Source organism: Jiulongibacter sediminis, from assembly GCF_001306455.1.
Lineage (GTDB): Bacteria > Bacteroidota > Bacteroidia > Cytophagales > Spirosomataceae > Jiulongibacter > Jiulongibacter sediminis.
This window is the reverse complement of sequence record NZ_LGTQ01000009.1, coordinates 234435-256857: the sequence shown is the minus strand read 5'-3', so window position 1 is coordinate 256857 and position 22423 is coordinate 234435. Positions and strand designations below refer to the sequence as shown.

The following is a 22423-nucleotide window of genomic DNA, read 5'->3' as shown; positions in this document are numbered from 1 at the left end:
AATTTATAGGGCTCTTCTGTATTTTGATGAAGGAATATTTAAAAAATCACGGTATTTCGTAACCGTTCTCCGGGTTACATTTACTCCTTGCTGACTTAATTTACGCTGAATCTCGGCGTCAGTCAAAGGTTCTTTCTTATTTTCTTCCGAGACAAATTGACTCACAAAATCCTGTACTTTTCGGTTACTGATAAATTCACCATTCGCTTTTTGGATGGCTTCAGAGAATAAACTTCTCATAGGTATAATTCCAAAATCAGTTTGTACATGTTTCTGACTTGTAATTCTCGAAATGGTTGATAATGTTCTACCAGTGAGATCGGCAATATCTTTTAAAACCATCGGTCGTAAATCTTCAATTTCTCCGGTTCTGAAGTAGTTCTTTTGCAGCTTTACCACGGTAGCTATACAGGCAGACATAGTGCTTTCCCGCTCTTTGAGGGCCTCCAGAAACCATTGGGCATCATCCGTTTTCTTCTTTAAAAACGAAACGGTTTTCTTATCCTGCGGTTTACTCAATGAACTTTCTAAAACCGGAACAAACTGGAGTTTACGCTTCCTACCTTTAAGCAAACCACCAACAGGCTCATTTTGAATAATTTCGACTTTAAATTCAGGGATAATTTGTTCTTTCTCAATAGCCTCCTGGCTTTGCCCGTAAAATGGATAAGGCCGTAACTTTGAGATGAAATTTAGAAGCTCCCTGAGCTCTGAGAGCTCAATACCCAGTTCTACGGCTAAAAGTTCAAATTCCCTTTCAATCAATAAATGAAAGTGTTTATCAATGATTTCAATTACACTTTGCGGCAGTTTTTTTTCATCCGCCTGAAATAGCAAAAACTGTTGCAAATTCTCTGTGGCAATACCTGTGGGCTCAAGTAGATGAATGGATTTGCGAGCCGTTTTTATCTCTTGAAGATTGTAAAATTTGCCTTCCATAAAGGAAAAAACATCCTCGAGTTCTTCGTCCGTTTGGGGCAAAAATCCTCTCTCATCGACGGAGTCAATCAAAAGCTCGGCTAAGCGTTTTTGTGAGGACGAAATCGACAAATAAATCAACTGCTCTTTCAGCTCTGTTCTTAAATCTTTTGATTGGTCTTCCTGAACCTCTACAAGTGAAAAGCTCTTTTCGGTATTACCAAATGTAGAATACTCTAAGTTCCAATTTTCGCCCGAGGTTTCCTCTTCCAGCATTGGATTTCCCTCCAATTCCTGATTGATCAATTCTTCAAGCTCAATTTCGTTTAGTTGCAGAAAATTGAGAAATTGAATTTGCCTTGGAGTGATCTTCAGGTTTTGCTTTTGAGATTGTATTAGCTTCTGGGCAGGCAAACGGTAACATTTTATATAAAGGTGGTATTCAAAAGAAAGTCCAGTTCATTCTTTTCTGAATCAAAGGAGACCAAAAAAGCTTACTTACCATTGATTATCAAACAATTAAATCCATTTAAAAATTAAACATCAAAAAGAAACAAGGGAAACAACCACAAAATCCTAGTGGCTATTTGGGGAAGAAATTCCCCATCTTGAGCAATCATAACCATCATGAACAAAAAACTCGTAAATCTGATTTTCGGAATTTCTTTAAGTGTACTGCTGCTTCTTAGTGTCCTCACTTTTGACCGGCTCAGCACCTTTAAAGAGTACTCGGATATCATTGACCGCTCGAACCAAACGTTATTGGCCATATCCAATCTGAAATCAGGTTTTAATACAGCTATTGCCGAGCAAAGGAGCTACCTGCTCACCAAAGACACTACCTATTACTATCAATTTCAGGAAGAGAAAAATTATATGCGACACTCGCTGCAGCAGTTCAGCCGCCTCACCCGTGAGGATAAGGTGCATCAGTATTACGCAGAGAAACTGGAAGAACAGGTTGATAACCGAATACAGAGTCTGCTGGTGGAAGTCATTAATGATACCAGCTCTGCCAAATATAAATACGTTCAGAATGAGCTCATTTTTAAAAATGAACAGATTAACCGCGATTTTTATGAGCTAATTAATAAGGTGGATCAACATGAAAAACTGCTTCTTAAAAGAAGACTTCGTCTCAAAGAATTTGAAGAACAGTTCACGCCTTTCCTCCTGTTTATTCTTACGTTAGCCACGCTCGGTTTTCTCGGCTATTCTTTTGTTCTGGTAAGCCGTGAACTACAAAAAAGGGATGAAGCCACGGAACTTCTACAGGAAAACGTGGAAAATCTCAACAGGTCAAATAAAGAGCTGGAGCAGTATGCCTACGTAGCCTCCCATGACCTGCAGGAACCACTGCGAAAAATCAGGATGTTTGCAACCAAACTCACCCGCGATCACAGCGAAAATCTTGACGAAAAAGGCCTGAACTTGTTACAGCGGATGGATGCGTCGTCAGAACGCATGACGAACCTGATTAATGACCTCCTCAGCCTCTCTCGTTTACTCTCAGACGAACCGGAGAAAGAGAATGTAAAACTTCAACTCGTGGTTAATGAGGTTTTACAAAGTTTTGAAGACAAGACGGAAGATATCGAAATAGACCTTGGAGAACTACCTGAAATATCCGGGCATAAAGGACAGATTTATCAGCTTTTCCAGAATCTCATTGGTAATGCCATTAAATTCAGAAGAAACGATGTGAACTCTTTTATCCGTGTCAAAGCTTATAGAAAAGTAAAGTATAAAGGAGATATCCCCTCTATGTATCACCATATCGTAGTTAAGGATAACGGCAAAGGTTTTGATCGCCAATTCAAATACAAAATGTTCACTGTTTTTGGTCGATTAGAGAAAACATCCGATGTAGAGGGTACGGGAATTGGTCTTTCCATTTGCTCCAGAATTATGCAAAACCATGGAGGAGAAATAGATGCCGATGGAGAGGTTAATGAAGGAGCTGAATTTCATTTGTATTTCCCGGCCTGAGAAAACTCAAAAAAAGAAAATGCAGGAATATAAAATACTTATTGCAGAAGACGACGAAGACGACCAGTTTCTGATGGAATCAGCTTTTGAGGATCTTGGCGAATCGTACACCTATGAGTTTGTCAAAGATGGAGAGCTTTTAAAAAAGAAACTTGAAAATCAACAGCTACCCTCAATACTGATGATGGACCTCAACATGCCCAAAATTGACGGTAGAGAAATGTTGAAATACATTAAATCCAGTAAGAATATGCAACACCTCCCGGTCCTTATTATTTCCACTTCTGCGGCTGAACCTGAAATCAAAAATGCGTACGCGATGGGGGCTGCCGCCTATTTTGTTAAACCATCTAATTTTGATGATCTGGTGAAAATGCTCAAAAATATCACCGGCTTCTATTTTGAAGCCGCTAAACTGAGTGACGACAACAGCTAGTTTATATTGACCCAGTTTACTCCATCAAAGACACGAACTTTTCGGAGGAAACTATCAAAATAAATCTGCCCCTCTTCAGGATTATCGGGAGCTTTGGGAATAGGTTTAAGATACATACTGCCCATTACTTCAAGCTTGACGTCATTGGTAAAACTTATGCAGTCGCCCGTTACGGCATCACAGAGATCAATTGTTTCCGGATTACCATCATCACAGGCCACACATGCCAGACAAATGTTCATACCCGCATTTGGCTGAAAATAACCCTCAGCACATGGCTGACACGAAATTTGTCCGGTAATAGGATTAAAGGTTCCCGGTTGGCAGTCAGTGCAGTTCCAGCTTCCAGCCGAAGGAGCATAAGTCCCCTCTTCACACTTAAAGCACTTCACTTCTCCACTGTTTGTAGCGTATGTTCCTGATAGACATTCAAGACACTCCTGTGAGCCTTTCACCCCGCTGTAACTCCCGGGCGAACAAGCAATACACTCCACCTGGCCATATTTGCTATTGTAGGTACCCTCTGAGCAGGAATCACAAGATGTTTTCCCGGTCATGGCGTTGAAAAGGCCCGGTGGGCATAATTCAAAAGAAGACGCACTGTCATCTTTCACAAAACCGCCACCCGGTGCCGGAATTGCACTTGTGCTTCCAAAGTTTGGAACGTAGAAACCGGGAGTGGCATTTATACAATTTAATTGTCCCGTGCCCGGCTGAAAAGTGCCAGGCGGGCAGGCCGACTGGGTAACAGATCCAGTAGAGGGTACATAAAATCCGGCATCTGCTGACAAACAGCTATTTTGGCCCGAGGACGGGTTATATTTACCAAGTTCGCAGGCAAAGCACTCTTCATTACCTGTTCCCGAACTGAATTTTCCCGGAGGGCATAACTCGTAAGCCACCGCACTATCCACAGGCACAAAAGCCCCTTCGGGAGCATTTATACATGCGAACTGACCAGGAAGAGGATTATATGTTCCTTTTAAACAATTGGTACAACCGGAACCATTAAAGTATGTTCCCGGAGGACAGTTAATCTGGGCAAAGGACTGAGCACAAAGACCCAGTAATAAGAGGGTAATTATTTTTTTCATAGCTAAGGTAAGTTTCCTGAAATTACCATAAAATCAGGTAATCAGAAAGACCATTAAATAAAAACACCCGACGGAGACCGACGGGCATTTTTGTTTGAGAACATGTAAGTGTATCTATTTTTTACCTTAACCTAAAGTCGATGGTGCCGTAATAATTATTCGCTGAGTAGACTTTTCCTTTGTAAAACCCTTCTTCCAGATCCTCTGAAAGCTCTACCTCGAAACTAACAATCTCGGGTCCGTTTTTAGGATCATATGTTTCCGTAGCATGTACGGCCACAGGAATAGTTCCGTTTGATCTGTTAATGCTTACTTCGTTTATATAACCTGGAAGAGGTTCAATTTTCTCGTTAAACAAGCTCAAATAAAGCGTCTCTTTCCCTTTCATTTCTTTCATTAAAAACTCAGGCATCAGGAAAGAAACCGTAACTTTCTTAGCTCGCTTAGCTTTTGAGGTCAGTTTATCTCTTCTGTCGGTCACCTCAATTTTGAAGTTATCAGCCGGAGCGTCATAAATCAGCTTCTGATAACGATCTGATAAGTCATTGAAATCAGCCTCAAGCTTAGCATATTTCATTTCCCAGGCTTGCACCTCTGCTTTCAGGTCTGAATTTTCTGCTTCCAGAATAGGTACTACTTTCAGGTCTTCAGCCATTTGATCTTTTATTGCGGTTAACTCCGTCAGTTGTGCATTCAGACTATCAATTTCCATTTGACGCTGCAATTGCTCAGCTTCAAGTTTCTCACGAGCCTGCTTGGCTCTGAAAGAGTAAGCCTTGTTATTTGCGACTCTTTTTTCTTCCATTTCTTTTAGGGCCGCTGCAGCTTCCTCAGATTCTTTAATTTTGGCTTCAAGCTCGGCAGAGAGTGTTGCTACCTCATCTTCAAGCTCGGTTTTCTGAGATGATAAGTCGAGGGCTTTTTCTTCTGATGCAGCAAGAGACTTCTCAGCTTCCTGTGCATTTTGATATTGGTATATCCCTACCATGGCCGCAGCCGCAAAACCTACTCCCAAAAAAATAGCAGCAAGTCCTGTTTTCTGTTTGTTTGAATTTTCCATTATAAACTAATTTTTGATGTTGCCCATCTTCTTGAAAATCTTATTCCCTAAGCTTTCGCCAGCCGGAATGCAGCCTGTTTGAGAAAGGATTTTCTCAAATGAGCAAAAACGGGAAATTCAACCCAAAAAAGCCCTTACAGCCCCATTCGGGGAACTTTGGGGAATTTGTTTCGCAAAAAATATTCATGGAAGTAGCCCAATAACATTGGAATATATTTTTCTTAAAAAGAGATAAATCAAACTGCTAAAATCATGAAAACACGATTACTCTATTGGATTGTTTTAGCTTCACTGGCTCTGCAGTCCTGCGAACTTGTTGCTGACGTTTCTCCTTTTTCTCAGCAAAAAAAAAGAACTCCTTTGGTTAACCTTATGACTAACCAAACTGTACAATGGTATGACGTCAAATTCAATCAGTCTTATGGCGAAAACAGGTTTCAGAATTATGATGTTTACGTACCTCATGTCGACAGCCTTGACCCTGAGAAAAAGTCAGTTTCTGTGGTCCTTGTTCATGGTGGGGGCTGGAGTCTTCTTGACAAGAGCTTTTTAGCCGAAGCAGCACAACACTTTGCTAATCAGAAACTTAATATTACCATTTTCAATATTAACCACCGCCTGGCAGGAATTGACAGCGTAACTTTTGATGATATGATGATGGATTTTGACTTGTTCTTTGACCATCATGACAGCCTCAAAAATGTGCTCAATCTTAGTGATGAAATTGTGCTATGGGGTTATAGCTCGGGTGGGCATTTGGCTTTGTCATATACTTATAAATATGATAAGAGAAATATAAGAGCTGTGACCGCCATTGCAGCCCCCACAGACCTTACTGATGAAACCATTAATCAGGGTATAAAAGATGACAAAAACAGAAACCTTACCGAGCTTTTGATAGGACAACCATATGAAGAAAATCCGGACGCTTACCGAAGAGCCAGTCCTTATTTTGCAGTAGACAGGCAGTGCTCAACCACCCTTCTTTTCTATGGCGGGAATGATAATTTAATTAAACCAGAGCAAGGAGAGAAACTTGAATCTCTCCTAACGAAAAAGAGAGTACAGTCTGAATTCTATCTGCTGCCAGACGCCAACCATGATATGCATGGCAAAATGGGAGAGATTGTTTCAGAAACTATAGATTTTATGAAGAACTTATAATAGTGGTTAGATTAGCTTAGTAACAATCCCCGCAGCCCTTGGCCGCGGGGATTTTCGATTTAAAAGACTAAGCGTCACCTCTTCCCAGCCACCAGCCGGCAACAGCTCCGGCCAGAGCCATTTGAATGATCATCAAGACAACATCCAGCAAAGTGGATGAGAGCGATGTCACATTTGAAGTTCCTAACATGGTAAAGTCCCAACCAATAGCTACAAACGCACCGATGACAGCACCCGCCTTGGCACCGCCACTGAAGGTGGAAATACTGGCCCATTTAGCGAAAATATAAGAAAGAAGTAGACCAAGGGCCATCTGACCTATTACCAGCCAGTGAATAGAACTCATCATTTCTTCATCTGTCTTTGCGACTCCGGTGGCAGTACCACCCATATCGGAAAACAGATCGGCCAATAGAATGCCGTAAATCAGCCAACCAAGTAGAAAAAGAGTCAGGCCGGCTAATAGACCGGCAACAATCGATTTGGTGTTCATAATTGTAAATGTTAAGGGTTAATAAGCGTACTAAATTAACCTTATTTTGTAATATTTAAATATTTCATTGAACTAAAAGATCATCCTATCCTTAACAGGATAAATTATCCACATTTTTAAAACTTATCGACAAACTAAATTTTCAATACTCAGGCGGGTGCAAAAGACCTATATTTGTAGTCCTCAAAATCAAAAACTATGGGAAAAATCGTTTCTATTGTCAATCAGAAAGGTGGAGTTGGAAAAACGACAACGGCCATCAATCTATCTGCCTCTCTTGCTATTCTTGACTATAAAATCCTGATCGTGGACACCGATCCGCAGGCAAACGCCGGCTCTGGTCTTGGGATAGACAGCAAGGAGTACAAAGACAATATTTACTCAGCTCTGGTAGGAGAATCAGATATCAAAGACTGCATTCTTTCAACAGAGATCCCAAACCTTGACGTCATACCGTCGCACATTGATTTGGCTGGTTTTGAGTTAGAAATAGTCAATCAGGTTGCTCGTGAATACATACTAAAAGAATTACTTGAGCCCATTAAAGGTGATTATGATTTCATTTTCATTGACTGCTCGCCTTCATTGGGTCTCATGGTAATTAACTCTATTGTGGCTTCAGATTCTGTTCTGATTCCGGTTCAGTGCGAGTATTTTGCTCTTGAAGGAATTGCAAAGCTGCAGAACACAGTAGAAATCATTAAAAAGCGTCTTAACCCGGATTTAGAGATGGAAGGTTATGTACTTACCATGTACGATGGTCGTACCAATCTCTCAAAAATGGTGGTGGAAGATGTGACCAACTACTTCAAAGATGAGTGTTTTGAGACCATCGTGCCCCGCAATGTAAAATTGGCCGAGGCTCCAAGTTATGGCGTACCTGCTCTATTGATGTTCTCCGGTGAAAAAGGGGAAGAGTTTGACATCAAATTCCTCGAAAACAAAGGTGCTATCAGCTACGTGGACCTTGCTAAAGAAATGCTCAGACGTAATAATCTTCCGGAATTTAAGGCGGAAATCACAATAGCGGCATAAGATGGCGAAAGGATTAAGTGCACTATTGAGCGACAGCGATCTCGTAGTTTCCAAAAAGGTCGCCTCTTTTGAGGGCGTTCAGCAGGTTTTGGTTTCCAAAATCAAAGCAAATCCTCATCAACCCAGAACTGAGTTTGATGAAGAAGCTCTCGAAGAACTGGCTGAATCTATCAAAGTTCATGGTATTATTCAGCCACTGACTGTTCGTGAAGTTGATGGCGAATACGAGCTTATTTCAGGCGAAAGACGTCTGAGAGCTTCCAAACTTGCTGGCCTAAATGAGGTGCCAGCCTATATTCGTAATGTGGACGATCAGCGTTCGCTAGAAATGGCCTTGATTGAAAACATTCAGCGTCAAAATCTGAATGCCATTGAGGTAGCTCTTTCTTTCCAACGAATGATTGACGATTGCGGGTTAAAGCAAAATGAACTTGGTAGCCGTGTTGGTAAAAACCGTACAACGGTCAATAATTACCTTCGTTTATTGCAACTCCCGGCGGTTATCCAATCCGCTATTACGCTTGGCAAAATCTCAATGGGGCAGGCTCGCCCTCTAATTACATTGGAAGACGAAGCTTTTCAATTAGAGCTTTTCCATAAAATCATCAATCAGGGACTTTCTGCTCGTAAGGTGGAAGAACTGGTTAAAGCTGAAAATGCTTTTGGCGATACTTTTTCGCCTCTTGAAACCTATCGTGAGGATATGCGTATTGAGGAAATATCACTTCGCGGAAAAACAAAAGTACCGCTGAAAATCAAGGTAAGCGATGTAGACAAAGGACATATTTCTGTACCCTTTGAAAGTGAAGACCAACTGAATGAGTTTTTGGAAAAACTCGGACTCGACCAATAATTTCTTGTCCTTAGAAAAATAAGCCCGAAATGGCCAAACAAAACCGAAGATTGCAGCCCAATATCAGGCCAACGAGAGAGCCCGTGCTTTTTCAGCAGCTTTCGCATGTGCAGGCTTTGGAGGCCAATGTTCTCGGCGGAATTATCAAAGAGAAGGATGCACTTACCTCAGTTATTGACATTCTTAAATCAGATAGCTTTCAAGATGAACGGCATATTGCTATTTATCAAAGCATTCTGGCTCTGTTCGGTAAAACAGAACCGATTGATCTACTCACGGTAACCAATCAGCTTCGTCAAAATGGGGAACTGGAGTTTGTAGGCGGAGCTTCTTATGTCTCAAAAATCATGGCCAACTCTACCGTGGCCCATATTGAGCAGGATGCCCGCATTATTGTACAATACGCCATCCGAAGAAACATCGTCAAAATACTGGACGTCGTAAAAAATAAAGCTTACGAAGACACCACCGATGTTTACGGACTGATGGATTCCACTGAGCAATCTCTTCGCGAAATTCAGGAGGGTAACCTTAACAAGAATATTCCCGAGCTGAGTGCCGTAGTTCAGAAAACACTTGAGGAAATCAAAAATAAATCTGACCAAAACGCTGAACACAGCAATGTGCCTTCCGGCTTTCCGTCATTAGACCGAATTACCGGTGGTTTTCATAATACTGAGCTCATCATTATTGCAGCCAGACCAGGGATGGGAAAAACTGCCTTTGTAGTTTCTGCATTAAGAAATGCAGCTATTGATTTCCATTTGCCTGTGGCTCTTTTTTCGCTTGAAATGTCGGCACAGCAGGTGATGCTTCGTTTAATTTCGGCCGAGGCGGAGATTGACAGTCAAAAACTTAGAAAAGGAGAGCTCGATAAAGACGAATGGCACTCGCTACACTCCAGATTAAACAACCTATCCACAGCTCCAATTTATGTGGATGATACCCCTGCACTCTCTATTCTGGAGCTGAGAACAAAGGCCCGTCGTCTCAAGGCTTTTCATAATATCAAGATGATCATCATTGATTACCTGCAACTTATGACCGCCGGAAACATCAAGCAGGGTATGAATCGTGAACAGGAAATTGCCGCAATCTCCAGATCACTAAAAACTCTGGCCAAAGAACTTAATGTTCCGGTAATCTCCCTCTCACAACTTAGCCGTTCGGTGGAAACAAGAGGTGGTGATAAACGCCCTCAACTCTCTGACCTCAGAGAATCAGGTTCCATTGAACAGGATGCTGATGTGGTGATGTTCTTATACAGACCTGAATATTACGATATTGATTCTCTGGAAGACGGGACCAGTACTAAAGGCTACGCCGAAATGATCATCGCCAAAAACCGAAGCGGCGGTACTGAAGATGTCAAAATGCGATTCATTGGTAAATACACTCGCTTCGCCGAATTCGATGGCTTCCACGTCTCAGCCGAGGAATATGAACAACAAACCGGCATTACGATCGGAAGTAAGGCGAATGATATGTAGGAGTTAGGATACCTTCCTCTTCTTCAAATTATACTTTTCCAACAACTCAAGGATAAGGCGATGGTAGGCCTGGAGGCCGGGCGAGTTACTTTTCTTTGAGGCAATGACTGGAATCTGGCTGGCGGTTGAATCAATAAAATCAGAGTCACGCGGAATGAAGGTATCAAATACATCATCCCCGAAATTTGATCGCATCAAAGCTATCATTTTGCGGGACAAATCTGATTCTTCATCATACATGGTCATGAGAATACCTTCCACGTAAAGTTCAGGTTTGAGTCTTTTCTGAATAATTTTGATGGTATCCAATAACATCTCCAGCCCTTCCAAACCGAAATACTCACACTGAAGTGGAATAAGAACCGAATCTGCCGCTACCAGACTATTTACCGGCACAATACCTAGTGAAGGAGGACAGTCAATAATAATAAAATCATAGAGCGGTTTAATGACCTCAAGCTTTTCGGTTAATATAAATTCCCGATTGGTGACGGTCACTAATTCAATTTCTGCCCCTACAAGGTGTTGCGTGGATGGAATCAAATCGAGGTTCTTTCTACCAGAGGAAATGATACAATCCTGAATAGGAGCTAAATCAACCAATGCGGCATAAATGCTTCGATTATCATATTCCATATTAATACCAAGAGCTACCGTACACGATGCCTGATAATCCGTGTCAATCAAAAGAACCTTATAGCCACGCATAGCTAAACCCACAGAAAGATTGACGCTTGTTGTGGTTTTACCTACACCGCCCTTTTGGTTAGAAACTGCTATAACTTTTGGTATCATTCAGAAAGCAAAATTGAACTTTAAAAGTAGATAGATTTTATAGAAAACGAGGTTTACAAAACATATTTCTATCCACTTTAACAGAAAAAAAAATTGAGCTAACCCTCATCACCTCCCCTGTTTTTCGGTATATAACTAACTGATTTTATTGAAGTTAAATTCCACCATTTCTCTCATCACAAAATAACACCGCTTATGCAACATTCTCTTTCTATTGGTTTCTCTTCACTGTAGTTTTGAGGTCGTTCTGAACACCCGAGCAGAAACCAAAACATCGATAAATAAAGAATCCCTCGTGCGGGTAGAGGTGCCGAGAAATTTGACACCCAAGGTTTACATAGAAAAAAACACAGAATTAGTAGAAAGGTGTAAACATGGCGACCGACAAGCTCAATACAAATTGTATAAGCTTTACTCACGAGCCATGCTGAATACCTGTTTGCGTTTTGTAAAACAGCAGGAAGAGGCTGAAGATGTACTGCAGGAGGCGTTTATTGATGCATTTACTAAAATTCATTCATTCAGAATGGAATCATCGTTCGGGTTGTGGCTGAAGCAAATTGTGGTCAATAAATCTATAAATCACCTGAGAGCCAAAAAGCTGGAACTGGTGGATATAGAAGATCATCAGTATAAAATAGAGGAGCCTGAAAGTTTGGGAATTGATGAGAGCGAACTTGAATATAGAGTTGAAACCGTAAGTCGGGCTTTGGAAATGCTGCCTGATGGCTACCGCACCGTTTTAAATATGTACCTTTTCGAGGGGTACGATCATGAAGAAATAGCAGGTTTTCTGGAAATCAGCGAAAGCACCTCCAGAACACAATATATGCGAGCAAAAAAGAAATTAGTACAGATCATAAGAGATGGACAAGCTTAAAGATTTCATAGAAAATAATCGCCGTTCTTTTGATACCGCTGAGGTTTCTGAGGGGCTTTGGGACAAAATAGAGCTGGGATTAAATGCTGGAGGTACCATCCCCCTGAAATCAAAACCCTGGTTTAGAATGGGCATAGCGGCATCAGTAGCTATTCTATTGAGCCTGGGCTATGTGGCTGGTAAATACTCCAGACCCATTAAAGAGCATAAAGAGATCATTAACCTCAGTCCGAGATATGGTGCGGAAATGGTTCGCTTCAGTTCTTCTGTGAATGAAAAGAAAAAACAACTGAATACCTTTCAGGATGTTAACCCCGGTCTGGTTGAGCAGTTTAATGAAGACCTTAAGGCCCTTGACGAAAGTTACGGAGAACTAAAAAATGAGCTGCCCAATAACCCAAATCAGGAAATTATTCTGGACCAGATGATTGAGAACCTGAACTGGCAGCTAGAGCTACTTGATCGTCAACTTGATGTTATCAAAAAAGAACAAGAACAGGAAAAAGACGACATGGTACTTTCTCCATTTGAGATGGAAGAAGAAGTCCCTGTTCAATTTGTATAAGTCGTATGAAAGCAAAAATTTTAATTGTATTAGGTTTACTCCTTTTGAATTTTGGTCTTCAGGCAAAAGAAAAGGAATGTATAAAATTACATGTCGGCCATAATGAGGTTCCTGAAAATCTGATTGAAAAGAAAAAATCAATAACGCATACGCACCACCTGAGTGGCCATGAACCGGTACATATTGAGAATCATTTTGGTGATGTAAAGGTCAGAGTCTGGGAAAAACCAGAAGTGAAAGTCAATATTGAAATTACAGCCAATGCCCCTTCCGAAAAGAAAGTTCAGGCTTTTCTGGAGATTGTAAAGATCCACTCTGAAAAAGTAAATGGTGAAATTCATTTCAAAACAGATCTCCAATGCCTCGCTTCGGCCTTTGAAAATAATATCAATGGAGGTGATGATAAAGAAGAACGTAATTTCCTCCGAGTTGATTACGAGGTATGGATGCCTGAGGGTCATGATTTGACCGTGGAAAACTCCCATGGTGATGTTTATATCCCCCGATTTTTATCTGTTTTAAACCTCCATCAAAACTATGGCAACCTCTTCGCTGATCATTTAAAAAATGAGCGATCTGTCATCGATCTTAATTTTGGTAAGGGTTTTATCAAGTCAATGAAAGGCGGACAGCTGAACGCACGGCAAACGGCCCTGCTCATTGATAAAGCTGAGAATGTGGTCATGACCAACACCAGTGGTAACGTCAAAGTGCTGATGGCTGATCATGTGGACATGAAGACCTCATATGGCTCAGGTCATATTGATAAAGTGAGCGAAAGCTGCCGCTTCCAGGTCAAATATGCCAAGGAGTTTATCCTTGGAGAAATTATGGCTGACGTAGACAAACTGGAGATTGAGAGCTCTCACACCAATCTTGAGCTTCCGCTATGTGTAAAGGGTCGCTATGATCTCAGCACCAATACCCGAAACACTGATTTGGTATTGAAAGACCAGCCAAAGGTCCATTATATTACCACCGGCAACGACGCAGAAAAGAGAATGCTCATTGGTACTACCACTGAAACCAATGCCACAAAAGTACGGGTTACCTCTTCTTACGGCCGTGTAGAAGTGAAATAAGCATTTCAAAATTTAACAGGTTGGTGTACCTTTGAGGCTTAAACGCCCCGTAATGTCTGTAAAGCACTTTTTCAAACAACTCTTCAGTGGTATCGTCGTAAGAATCCAGGATGGTCCTTTACAAGGTAAAAAATGGATCGCCACCTCCGGGTCAAAATTCATCAAAGGGCGTTTTGAGACTTACAAAGCCAAGGCTTTTCTAGAGCACTTTAAAGAAGATGACGTCTTTTTTGACATCGGTGCTCACTTTGGTTATTTCTCTTTGCTGGCAAGTCAAAAATCAGATCATATTTTTTCATTTGAGCCCCGTCCGGCAAACCGCAAATTTTTCGAAAAACATATGAAACTGAACAATACCCAGGGCGTTCAGCTATTTCCTTATGCCATTGGCGATAAAACAGGTACTGTTCGGTTTAACACTCAGACCGGCTCAGCTACAGGTCATGTTTCAGACTACGGAAATCTCGAAGTGGAAATGATTCATATAGACCAATGGGTTCAAAACAAAAAACTGCCTAAACCTGATTTTATAAAAATCGATGTGGAAGGTGGCGAAATCGAGGTGATTAAAGGTTGTCAGGAAACCATCTCTACGTACCGACCAAAAATGTTAATTGCCACCCACAGCGACGAACTTCATCGGTCTGTGCTTCAATTTCTTAAAGGAGAAAACTATAAGATAGAAGTATTGGAGCCCGAGTCTGAGACCGGCGACACTGAAATCATGGCTCTTCCCTAGCCCGTTTTTTAAATCCTTCCAATTAAAGCTCACTCTAAAAAGAGCTCCCTGAAGGTAAAAATAACCTCTGATTAGAAGAATATTTCCCAAAAGTACGGATTTAGCCCCCAAAAACATACATTATTTTAAAAATAGCCTTGATAAAGTATTTTCATTGGCTACCTCCTCTAAAATGACCTCTCAATTGCTCATTGAGGAACTTTTGCAAAATAATATTTTAAATAATTTTAAATATTTGATATTTTCCATTTATTATTCGTTATATAATTTTTTTTCCATATTATATTTTGAATAATTAAAATTGAGCTTATTATCTTTGTTCAAAGCAATTACGCTTCATTAATCTAATAAGCATGGAAAAACAACTCACAGATAATCTGTACATCAGCAATGAGGCGGTTGAGATTCTGGACTTTTTAGCTGACCAGAAAATCACACCGGCCACATTTGGGAAAAACCAGACGATCAGCCATATAGATGGTGTAGATCTTTATCTCATTCTCTTTATTAAAAGAGAAGAGAAAGATGAATTTATAAAGTTCACTTTTAAAGATTTCACCACTAACCCTGACTCTATGTTCTACCTGCTGAATGTATTGAAAAATCTGGCAAAAGAGGACTATCAGATGTTTAATCCGGCTCAGCGAAAGCTGGAAGAAATGATTCATATGCGTCCGGTTTTCCACGCTTATTATTACCCAAAAGCAGCAGCATAAACCATAAAACAATTAAAGAAATGAACAAACTATTTAAAATCGTAAGCAAAGCATTAAGTGCAGTTATTATAACCGGAGGAGGAGCCTTCGCCCAGGAAATAGAAGAAAGTATGAACCCATTGAGAAATTCAAGAAACTACAAAGCCAAGGCTACTGTAAGACAGGAGTGGAAAGGCAACCCTTACGGGTCAGAGATCACCAAAGAAGTAAGTAAAAACTATAAGAGACCAAATAGAAAAAGCAAGTCGCTGGTAGTAGCTCTTACCACCTCGCCGGCCTCAAAGCGAAACTACAAAAGGCCTTATTCTCAGAAATAGAATTAATCGGCCGTCTCGTTTTCTTTAGCAGGGGGTGCGGGTACAGCCGGTAATTTATCAGACAGGTGATAGCAACGTCTGCAGCGGGCTTCATAGCTCTCCTGCTCACCTAGCATCACCTGTTTTTCATTTTTGACCTTACGGTATGAAAAATGAGCAATATCTCCGCACTGCACACAAATAGCATGCACCTTCGTGACATATTCAGCCACCGCCATAAGTTGAGGCATTGCCCCAAAAGGAGCACCGGTGGAATCCATATCCAAACCTGCGATGATTACCCGCTTTCCGCCAGCTGCCAGTTTATTTACAACATCTATTATTCCTGAATCCAGAAACTGAGCCTCATCTATCCCTACTACTTCACAATTGCCTGCGTAAAGTAAAATTTCGCCCGAAGCATTTACCGGAGTAGATCGAATAGAATTTTGGTTATGAGAAACAATATCCTCCTCATCATAACGGGTGTCTATACCCGGCTTAAAAATCTCAACATTTTGTTTTGCAATTCTGGCCCGGTTTAGCCTTCTGATCAGCTCTTCCGTTTTACCGCTAAACATAGAGCCACAGATTACCTCTACCCATCCTGATTTTTTCTCAGATGCTTTCCCACTTTTTGGCTCCAGAAACATAAAATCTGATTTTCTTCGTTGTCTATGAAATGCACAAATTTTGTACCTTTACTGTACAATTGTGCTTACTCCTACAAAAAAAGACATTTTGATAATGACCTACAAGTGGAATTCGGCTGATGCCCAGCAATACGCAGAACAGTTTGCTTCACTACTCTGCGATGAATTTTTCAAAAACAAAGAAAGTATCAGTGGAGCCGAAGTGCTTCAGATCAGCGAAATAAAACAGCTTAATCTTCTGGTTATCAAAAACCTTTACGATAAATGGCAGGAAGAAAATACGCGTTTGAAAAGTCCGTTTTTTGATTACTCAAACCCGGAAGTGAAAGAAGCTCTAGAGAGTTTCATGAATGTACTGAGTCGTCATATTTCAGTCAACCAAAAGACTTTCCAAAGCCTTCTGAGTAAGGCAACTTTTGATACCTTACAGCTTGCTGCCGAACCTCAAGCCTTTTTTGAGGGTCAATTGAGAAATCTCCCTGACTTTAAGCTCAGTAAATCCTGGATTGACAAAAACTCAAAGTATTTCGTATTCAATAAACACATTTTGAACAAACTGGGAGAAAAAACCGGTGACATCAATGTGTTTGCCAACGAGGCCATTCAATGGCTTAAAGAAATCATCGCCTCTGAAGGAACTGAGGATCCATCAGACTTACTTGCAGACCTCAACAATATACTTCCGCTTTACGTGGGAAAAGCGGCAGGAAAAACTTCTTTTTTTGATGAAGCTCTAAATGGATCTGCCTCTACTAACCCAGTCCGTTTAAAACCAACGGAAGAGCCTCTACCTGAAATACCGGCTAAGCCAATACCTGTCAAGGTGAAGATAGATAAACCTGTAGCTCTCCAGGAAGAAGCCATGGCTCGCCTAAACGAAAAACACAGTGGTACATCAGTCACACTGAATGAGCGAATCATCTCAGAGAATACCAAAAATTTACTGGATCTGCACCAAAAGAAAAAAATCAGCAGCCTGAAAGAAGGCATCTCTTTTAATCAGAGACACCTCTTTGTTAGAAATCTTTTTGCGGGAGATTTGGACGCCTTTAATCAAACATTAGAAGCTCTTGAGACCTACTCGTCTTATGATCAAGCCATTAATCACCTTGAGCAAAATACTGTAAAGCAATTTCAATGGAAAGCAGGATCAGAAGAAGCCGGTGAATTTTATGCTCATCTGGAGCGGAAATTTGCCTAGGGCTATATTGAGTTAATATTGGATCCTGCCATTTGCGAGGCGAAAGTCATCATTCTTATCACAATAAGTGCGTATAAAACTATGGTCACTATGGTAGTTATACCCACAAGACGATACATTTTAAACTGATTTGTAAAAGCCAACTCCATTTCTGATTGGTCATCATTTATGACAGCATTCGTGCTTTTTGTGGCATACTGAAAGAGATAAAAGCATAGGAAAAAATAGACTGCAGCCATCCCCAAATATAGTAATGGCATAAATTTGAAAAAGCTCCCCATTGGTCTCATTTGATCAAAACGGGAAATATCAGAGCCGATAAAACTCATAGCTCCATACATAGCCAGTGCGGCTAAAACCATAAAACCAGTACCTATAAAACCTAAAATCGCCAGAAATTTGGCCCACCTGGCTCCCTTTAAAATATTGTTTTTGATGGATTCTGAAAAATAGAGTGTTTCTATCATTGTGCTTAGTTAAAGTTGAATATTGACAACAATGATAGGCTATAAATTTGAAAATGTTCTGCTATTTTTAGTTCAACATTTTGAAACCACTCAACATCATACTATCCATACTTCTTCTGCCGCTTTCTGTTTTGGCTCAAACTACGGTTTTGAGTCCCGTAGGAGCACGTAGCTGGGGGATGGGTAACGCCATGACTGCACTACCCAATGAATTATCTTTCTTTTATAACCCGGCTGGATTATCATTTGCAGAACAAAACTATGTTAACAGCTCCTTTGACTCTCGTTTTGACATCGCAGGGTTGTCAACTGCTTCTCTTTCGGCCTCGTTTCAAACGTCAGGATTAACTATCGCCGCCGGTGCAGAGCGGTTTGGAGACAGACTCTATAATGAAAACAAGGCAGGCCTTGCCGTTTCAAAAAATACCGGTCTGGTTTCAATAGGTATTAAAGCATCTTACCTCGGATCCTACGCTGAAAACATTACATCCTCGGCTACTTTGCTCACTGAATTTGGTGTCATGGCCAAGCTTCATAGTCAAGTAAATATGGGTTTCCATGCCCAGAATCTCACAGGTGCACGTTTGGTTGATGGTCAAAAACTCCCCACTACTCTAAGACTTGGACTAGCCTTTTTACCTATTAAACAAGTGGCCATTTCTGCGGAGACAGCGTACACTCTGCAGCATAAACCTTTCTTCAGAGCTGGTTTAGAATATGCTATGAAAGAAAACTTGTTCCTAAGAACTGGAATCAATACTCAGATAAAGACCAACCATTTTGGAATAGGCTATGCGTATAAACAATGGCAAATAGACTATGCCGCCAATACCCATCCCGCTCTGGGGCTTTCTCATCATATCAGTTTAAACCTCAGATGGCAGAAGAAATGAGAAAGCTTAGGCATTACATACCCCTGCTCGCTTTCTTCCTTTTGAGCAAAATTTACGCTCAAGAGGTCCCCCAGCCTGTAATTGAACTGGATGAATTTATTCAAAAACTGGCTGCCACACAGCAGGAAGATGCCAATTACGAGGATTTATATGAAGCCATACTTCAATTTTACCTCAACCCTCTAGATATAAATAAGGCTGATGCCGGAGAACTCAGAAGCCTTTATGTTCTATCTGAAATTCAAATCCAAAGTCTGCTTCAGCATAGAACCAAATACGGAAATTTATTAAGCCTTTACGAATTGCAAAGTGTTGAGAATTTTGATCAGGAGACCATTAAAAACCTGCTTCCTTTCGTAAGAATAATTCAAAAATTGCAGAGCAATGACATAAAAGGAATTTACCGTAGGGCTACCGATCACTTCTTTGTTATAAGAGCAGAACAAACCCTGGAGAAAGCCCGCGGGTACACGGATAGTATTTTTCTCGGTAGTCCTCAAAAGATTTATGCTCGCTATCGGCTGCAGCATCCCAAAGATTTTAGCCTGGGTTTTATTATGGAAAAAGATCAGGGAGAGCCCAACCTGGCAGACTATACGACTTTCCATTTTCAGCTTCAGAACAAAGGCAAACTGCGAAATATGATTCTGGGTGATTACCAGTTACAGTTTGGTCAGGGTTTAATACTTTCTGGTGGGTATGCTGCGGGCAAAGGTGGAGAACCGATTTATACCACTCGCAGAAGTGATTTGGGCATACGGCCACATAACTCCGTGCTCGAAGGCGGCTTTTTACGCGGTGCAGCAGCCAGCTATGACTTTGGTCAAATTCAGCTCACCGGTTTTGCTTCTTACACTAAAAGAGACGCCAGTCTTAATACAAGTGTAGAAGAGCGGGAAGATGTTTTCAGCTCCATACTCATCGCCGGTTTACACCGAACAGAGGCAGAAATAGCAAAAAAAGGGGTTCTTCCTGAGCAAAACTACGGGCTCAATGCCAAATTCAGACTGAATGGCGGGCATATTGGTTTTACGGTTTTGAATACCACATTTGGAAACCAAATTGAGAGAAATCCTCGTGAATATGCTCTTCACGAATTCAAAGGAACCCAAAACATTGTTGCGGGTCCAAACTTTAGCTATAGCTGGCAAAACTTCAACTTCTTTGGTGAAGCTGCCCGCTCATCAAGTGGTGGTATCGGGGCGGTTGGTGGCTTTGTGGCTTCTTTGAGCCCTCAATTAGAATGGGCTCTGAATCTGAGAAATTATGATCGCGATTTCCATAGTTTCTATGCCAATGCCTTTGGCGAAGCCAGTCGAAATATTAACGAAAAAGGAATGTACACGGGTCTGAAATACAGTCCGAAGAGAGGAATTACATTCTCAGCCTTCTATGATAAATACAAATTCCCATGGCTTAGATATTTGGTGGATGCACCATCTGATGGAGACGATTATCTGTTGAGGTTTACTCTCAAACCAACAAAAAAATGGATATTTTACACGCAATATCATAGAGAACGCAAACAGAGAAACTCTCCGAATAACGAAACCACAACAGACTATTTAACAGACAGTTATCGACAAAACCTTTTAGCCCATTTTGAAACAGGCCTTGGTAAAAACTTCAAATCGCAAACAAGACTTCAATACAATTCATTTCTCTACTATGGCCTGACACGTTCAAACGGATTTGCTCTTATTCAGGATATAGAAGGTGCCGTGGGCCAACTCCAGCTCAAAACACGGATTGCTCTTTTCAAGACCGACGACTATAACTCCAGAATTTACGCCTACGAGAATGACGTTTTATATACCGTTTCTTTTCCGGCCTATTTTGGAACAGGAACTCGTCTCTATTTGGTCAGCAGATATAGTGTTAACAGAAATATTGATTTATGGTTTCGTATAGCAAGAACTTCACTTCTTAATACAGAAACCATAAGCAGTGGATATAATGAAATAGAAGCTCCACACCGGAGTGATTTAAAACTACAAATCAGGTATAAATTTTAGGATAAGACATATACTTTCAGTGAAATTCCTGAGTTTTGTAAAGGTAACTCAAATAGAATCGTGCTTAGAATAATAATAACCTTGCTACTGGTGGTGAGAACTTTGAGTGCTCTCTCGCAGACGCCCGCCCTGCAATGGCAGAAAAATATTGGTGGCAGTGGGGATGACTTCGACCTAAAAATAAGCCAAAATAGCCTCGGCGAAATATATATAGCCGGTACAACATTTTCGAACTCCAATGATGTCCCGGGAAATAATGGCGGTTCTGATATTTTTATTGCAAAAGTTAATTCGAATGGCTCTTTGGCATGGACAAAAAACTATGGAGGTTCAGCCAATGACAGTATTATTGGATTAACAGCTTTATCCTCGGGAGGAGTTGCCGTGCTTTGCAAATCAGGTTCAACTAACTTTGATTTTGATAAAACAGGAACCTGGCTCATAAAATTAAACTCGAACGGTTCTCAAAATATACTGAAAAGCTATGACGGAAATCCTACCAAAACGGGTCAAATAATTGAAACAAGCTCTGGAACAATCCTTTTTTTAAGTAGTGAAACTAGCCCCACCACCGGACTAGACCTTAGAGTTGTAAACCTTAATAGTAATAATGGTACAATAATATGGGATAATACATTTGGGGGCAGTGGTGAGGAAGTCCCATCCGACATTTTAGAGCAAAATGGCTTCTATTATGTTTTAGGCACGAGTGACTCTCCTTCAGTTAACGGAATTGTTTCTAATGGCGGCAATGATTTATTCTTATTAAAAATCAATGCTACTGGTTCCGAAATATCAACAAAACTTATCGGAGGGAGTGCCAATGAAGAGGCCGGAAGCTTAATAATAGGACAAAGTCTTTTTGGTAGCTTCCTGATAGTCCTATCAACAACATACTCAAACAATACAGGTGCTGGTTCACTCAACGGTACTTCAGACATTTGGCTTTATTCTACCAACATGGACCTCAACCCTTCCGGAGACCTGAATAACTTATTTGGTGGAGATAGCCTGGAATATGCGGCTGATATGTTCTTTGACTTTCAGAATGAAAAAACTGTAATTCTAGGTACTACATATTCCGATAGCACTTTTATGAACAATTCTGACCCCATAGTTCCAAATATTTATTCTACAGAAGTGCTTTTTGGTAGCCCAATAAACGAACTTGTATTTGGTGGTTCAGGGTCTGATATCGCTTCATCTATCATAAAGACGAATACTGGTGACATTTTAGTTGGTGGATATTCCAACTCCTCTGATGGAAACCTTACAGGCAATTATGGCGGGAAAGACTTTTGGCTAATAAAACTTGGGGACGCCTGCCCTGATGTTATAGAACTGAATGCCTCGACCTATAATGAAAGTATTAGTCGGACAGCCGAAACCCTTATAAAAGTTTCTGGTTCAACTTTTGATTCTCCTGGAGGGCACGTATTTCTTCGTTCAAACTCTATCCTTATTGAACCAAATGGAAATGGGTTTGGAACACTCATCACGCCAGGCACCGTTTTCGAAACCGAAATTGGCGGATGCCCATAAAAAAAGCATGGCCGGTTAAGCCATGCTCTCTTTACAAAATTTCTAAT

The 22423-nt window shown here is 40.8% G+C and carries 23 protein-coding genes; 16 read left to right on the top strand and 7 right to left on the bottom strand.

The window, feature by feature from the left end:
* Positions 1-3 precede the first annotated feature (3 nt).
* The gene (gene rpoN, locus AFM12_RS11840) at positions 4-1332 is read right to left on the bottom strand and encodes an RNA polymerase factor sigma-54 (protein WP_055148453.1); all 1329 of its coding nucleotides are present in this window, start codon (positions 1330-1332) and stop codon (positions 4-6) included.
* Between the two features lie 213 nt (positions 1333-1545).
* Here rpoN and AFM12_RS11835 point away from each other — a divergent pair, with 213 nt between their 5' ends.
* Together AFM12_RS11835 and AFM12_RS11830 are read left to right on the top strand one after the other, a co-directional pair.
* Positions 1546-2907, top strand: a complete 1362-nt coding sequence (locus AFM12_RS11835; protein ID WP_055148451.1) for an ATP-binding protein — start codon at positions 1546-1548, stop codon at positions 2905-2907.
* Positions 2908-2926: 19 nt separating this feature from the next.
* Positions 2927-3343: a response regulator gene (locus tag AFM12_RS11830; RefSeq protein WP_055148449.1), complete on the top strand. Its 417-nt coding sequence runs from the start codon at positions 2927-2929 to the stop codon at positions 3341-3343.
* Here the strand turns inward: AFM12_RS11830 and AFM12_RS11825 are convergent.
* Together AFM12_RS11825 and AFM12_RS11820 are read right to left on the bottom strand one after the other, a co-directional pair.
* Complete coding sequence (locus tag AFM12_RS11825) at positions 3340-4437, bottom strand: hypothetical protein (RefSeq protein WP_055148447.1); 1098 nt, start codon at positions 4435-4437, stop codon at positions 3340-3342. The two genes, AFM12_RS11830 and AFM12_RS11825, sit on opposite strands and share 4 nt — an antisense overlap.
* Before the next feature lie 121 nt (positions 4438-4558).
* Positions 4559-5497, bottom strand: a complete 939-nt coding sequence (locus AFM12_RS11820) for a DUF8428 domain-containing protein (protein WP_055148445.1) — start codon at positions 5495-5497, stop codon at positions 4559-4561.
* A gap of 252 nt (positions 5498-5749) precedes the next feature.
* On the opposite strand from AFM12_RS11820, the gene AFM12_RS11815 reads away from it, so the two are divergent.
* On the top strand, positions 5750-6661 hold the full coding sequence (locus AFM12_RS11815) for an alpha/beta hydrolase fold domain-containing protein (RefSeq protein ID WP_055148443.1): 912 nt from the start codon (positions 5750-5752) through the stop codon (positions 6659-6661).
* A gap of 67 nt (positions 6662-6728) precedes the next feature.
* Here the strand turns inward: AFM12_RS11815 and AFM12_RS11810 are convergent, their stop codons facing one another.
* Complete coding sequence (locus AFM12_RS11810) at positions 6729-7154, bottom strand: hypothetical protein (protein ID WP_055148442.1); 426 nt, start codon at positions 7152-7154, stop codon at positions 6729-6731.
* Positions 7155-7352: 198 nt separating this feature from the next.
* On the opposite strand from AFM12_RS11810, the gene AFM12_RS11805 reads away from it, so the two are divergent.
* From AFM12_RS11805 to dnaB, 3 genes are read left to right on the top strand one after another with little or no spacing between them, the layout of a single operon-like run.
* The gene (locus tag AFM12_RS11805; RefSeq protein ID WP_055148440.1) at positions 7353-8189 is read left to right on the top strand and encodes a ParA family protein; all 837 of its coding nucleotides are present in this window, start codon (positions 7353-7355) and stop codon (positions 8187-8189) included.
* A gap of 1 nt (position 8190) precedes the next feature.
* Positions 8191-9042 carry a ParB/RepB/Spo0J family partition protein gene (locus tag AFM12_RS11800; RefSeq protein ID WP_055148438.1) on the top strand — a complete coding sequence of 284 codons (852 nt, stop codon included), beginning with the start codon at positions 8191-8193 and terminating at the stop codon, positions 9040-9042.
* Positions 9043-9071: 29 nt separating this feature from the next.
* Positions 9072-10532 carry a replicative DNA helicase gene (dnaB, locus tag AFM12_RS11795; RefSeq protein ID WP_055148436.1) on the top strand — a complete coding sequence of 487 codons (1461 nt, stop codon included), beginning with the start codon at positions 9072-9074 and terminating at the stop codon, positions 10530-10532.
* A gap of 3 nt (positions 10533-10535) precedes the next feature.
* On the opposite strand, the gene AFM12_RS11790 is transcribed toward dnaB, so the two are convergent.
* Positions 10536-11327: a ParA family protein gene (locus AFM12_RS11790; RefSeq protein ID WP_055148434.1), complete on the bottom strand. Its 792-nt coding sequence runs from the start codon at positions 11325-11327 to the stop codon at positions 10536-10538.
* 319 nt (positions 11328-11646) lie between these two features.
* Between AFM12_RS11790 and AFM12_RS11785 the strand changes: the two genes are divergently transcribed.
* The 6 genes from AFM12_RS11785 to AFM12_RS11760 all read left to right on the top strand — a co-directional run bounded on the left by AFM12_RS11785 (position 11647) and on the right by AFM12_RS11760 (position 15626).
* Positions 11647-12207 (top strand): RNA polymerase sigma factor, encoded by a 561-nt coding sequence (locus AFM12_RS11785; RefSeq protein WP_055148909.1) that lies wholly within the window; start codon positions 11647-11649, stop codon positions 12205-12207.
* Positions 12194-12772 carry a hypothetical protein gene (locus AFM12_RS11780; RefSeq protein WP_055148432.1) on the top strand — a complete coding sequence of 193 codons (579 nt, stop codon included), beginning with the start codon at positions 12194-12196 and terminating at the stop codon, positions 12770-12772. Before AFM12_RS11785 ends, AFM12_RS11780 begins: the two co-directional genes overlap by 14 nt.
* Positions 12773-12777: 5 nt before the next feature.
* Positions 12778-13854, top strand: coding sequence for a hypothetical protein (locus AFM12_RS11775; protein ID WP_055148430.1), 1077 nt, complete (start codon positions 12778-12780; stop codon positions 13852-13854).
* Between the two features lie 52 nt (positions 13855-13906).
* Complete coding sequence (locus AFM12_RS11770) at positions 13907-14593, top strand: FkbM family methyltransferase (RefSeq protein WP_055148428.1); 687 nt, start codon at positions 13907-13909, stop codon at positions 14591-14593.
* 353 nt (positions 14594-14946) lie between these two features.
* Positions 14947-15309 carry a hypothetical protein gene (locus tag AFM12_RS11765; protein ID WP_055148426.1) on the top strand — a complete coding sequence of 121 codons (363 nt, stop codon included), beginning with the start codon at positions 14947-14949 and terminating at the stop codon, positions 15307-15309.
* Between the two features lie 20 nt (positions 15310-15329).
* Positions 15330-15626, top strand: coding sequence for a hypothetical protein (locus AFM12_RS11760; protein WP_055148424.1), 297 nt, complete (start codon positions 15330-15332; stop codon positions 15624-15626).
* 2 nt (positions 15627-15628) lie between these two features.
* On the opposite strand, the gene AFM12_RS11755 is transcribed toward AFM12_RS11760, so the two are convergent.
* Positions 15629-16258, bottom strand: coding sequence for a thymidine kinase (locus AFM12_RS11755; protein ID WP_055148422.1), 630 nt, complete (start codon positions 16256-16258; stop codon positions 15629-15631).
* 94 nt (positions 16259-16352) lie between these two features.
* Between AFM12_RS11755 and AFM12_RS11750 the strand changes: the two genes are divergently transcribed.
* Positions 16353-17459: a DUF8457 domain-containing protein gene (locus tag AFM12_RS11750; protein ID WP_055148420.1), complete on the top strand. Its 1107-nt coding sequence runs from the start codon at positions 16353-16355 to the stop codon at positions 17457-17459.
* 2 nt (positions 17460-17461) lie between these two features.
* On the opposite strand, the gene AFM12_RS11745 is transcribed toward AFM12_RS11750, so the two are convergent.
* A complete protein-coding gene (locus tag AFM12_RS11745) occupies positions 17462-17926 on the bottom strand; it encodes a DUF5362 family protein (protein WP_055148418.1) in 465 nt (154 codons plus the stop codon).
* 80 nt (positions 17927-18006) lie between these two features.
* On the opposite strand from AFM12_RS11745, the gene AFM12_RS11740 reads away from it, so the two are divergent.
* The 3 genes from AFM12_RS11740 to AFM12_RS11730 are packed head-to-tail and all read left to right on the top strand — an operon-like array spanning position 18007 to position 22376.
* The gene (locus AFM12_RS11740; protein ID WP_131458342.1) at positions 18007-18819 is read left to right on the top strand and encodes a PorV/PorQ family protein; all 813 of its coding nucleotides are present in this window, start codon (positions 18007-18009) and stop codon (positions 18817-18819) included.
* Positions 18804-20834: a ComEA family DNA-binding protein gene (locus tag AFM12_RS11735; protein WP_055148414.1), complete on the top strand. Its 2031-nt coding sequence runs from the start codon at positions 18804-18806 to the stop codon at positions 20832-20834. Before AFM12_RS11740 ends, AFM12_RS11735 begins: the two co-directional genes overlap by 16 nt.
* Positions 20835-20894: 60 nt before the next feature.
* Positions 20895-22376 (top strand): autotransporter outer membrane beta-barrel domain-containing protein, encoded by a 1482-nt coding sequence (locus AFM12_RS11730; RefSeq protein ID WP_131458340.1) that lies wholly within the window; start codon positions 20895-20897, stop codon positions 22374-22376.
* Positions 22377-22423: the final 47 nt, after the last annotated feature.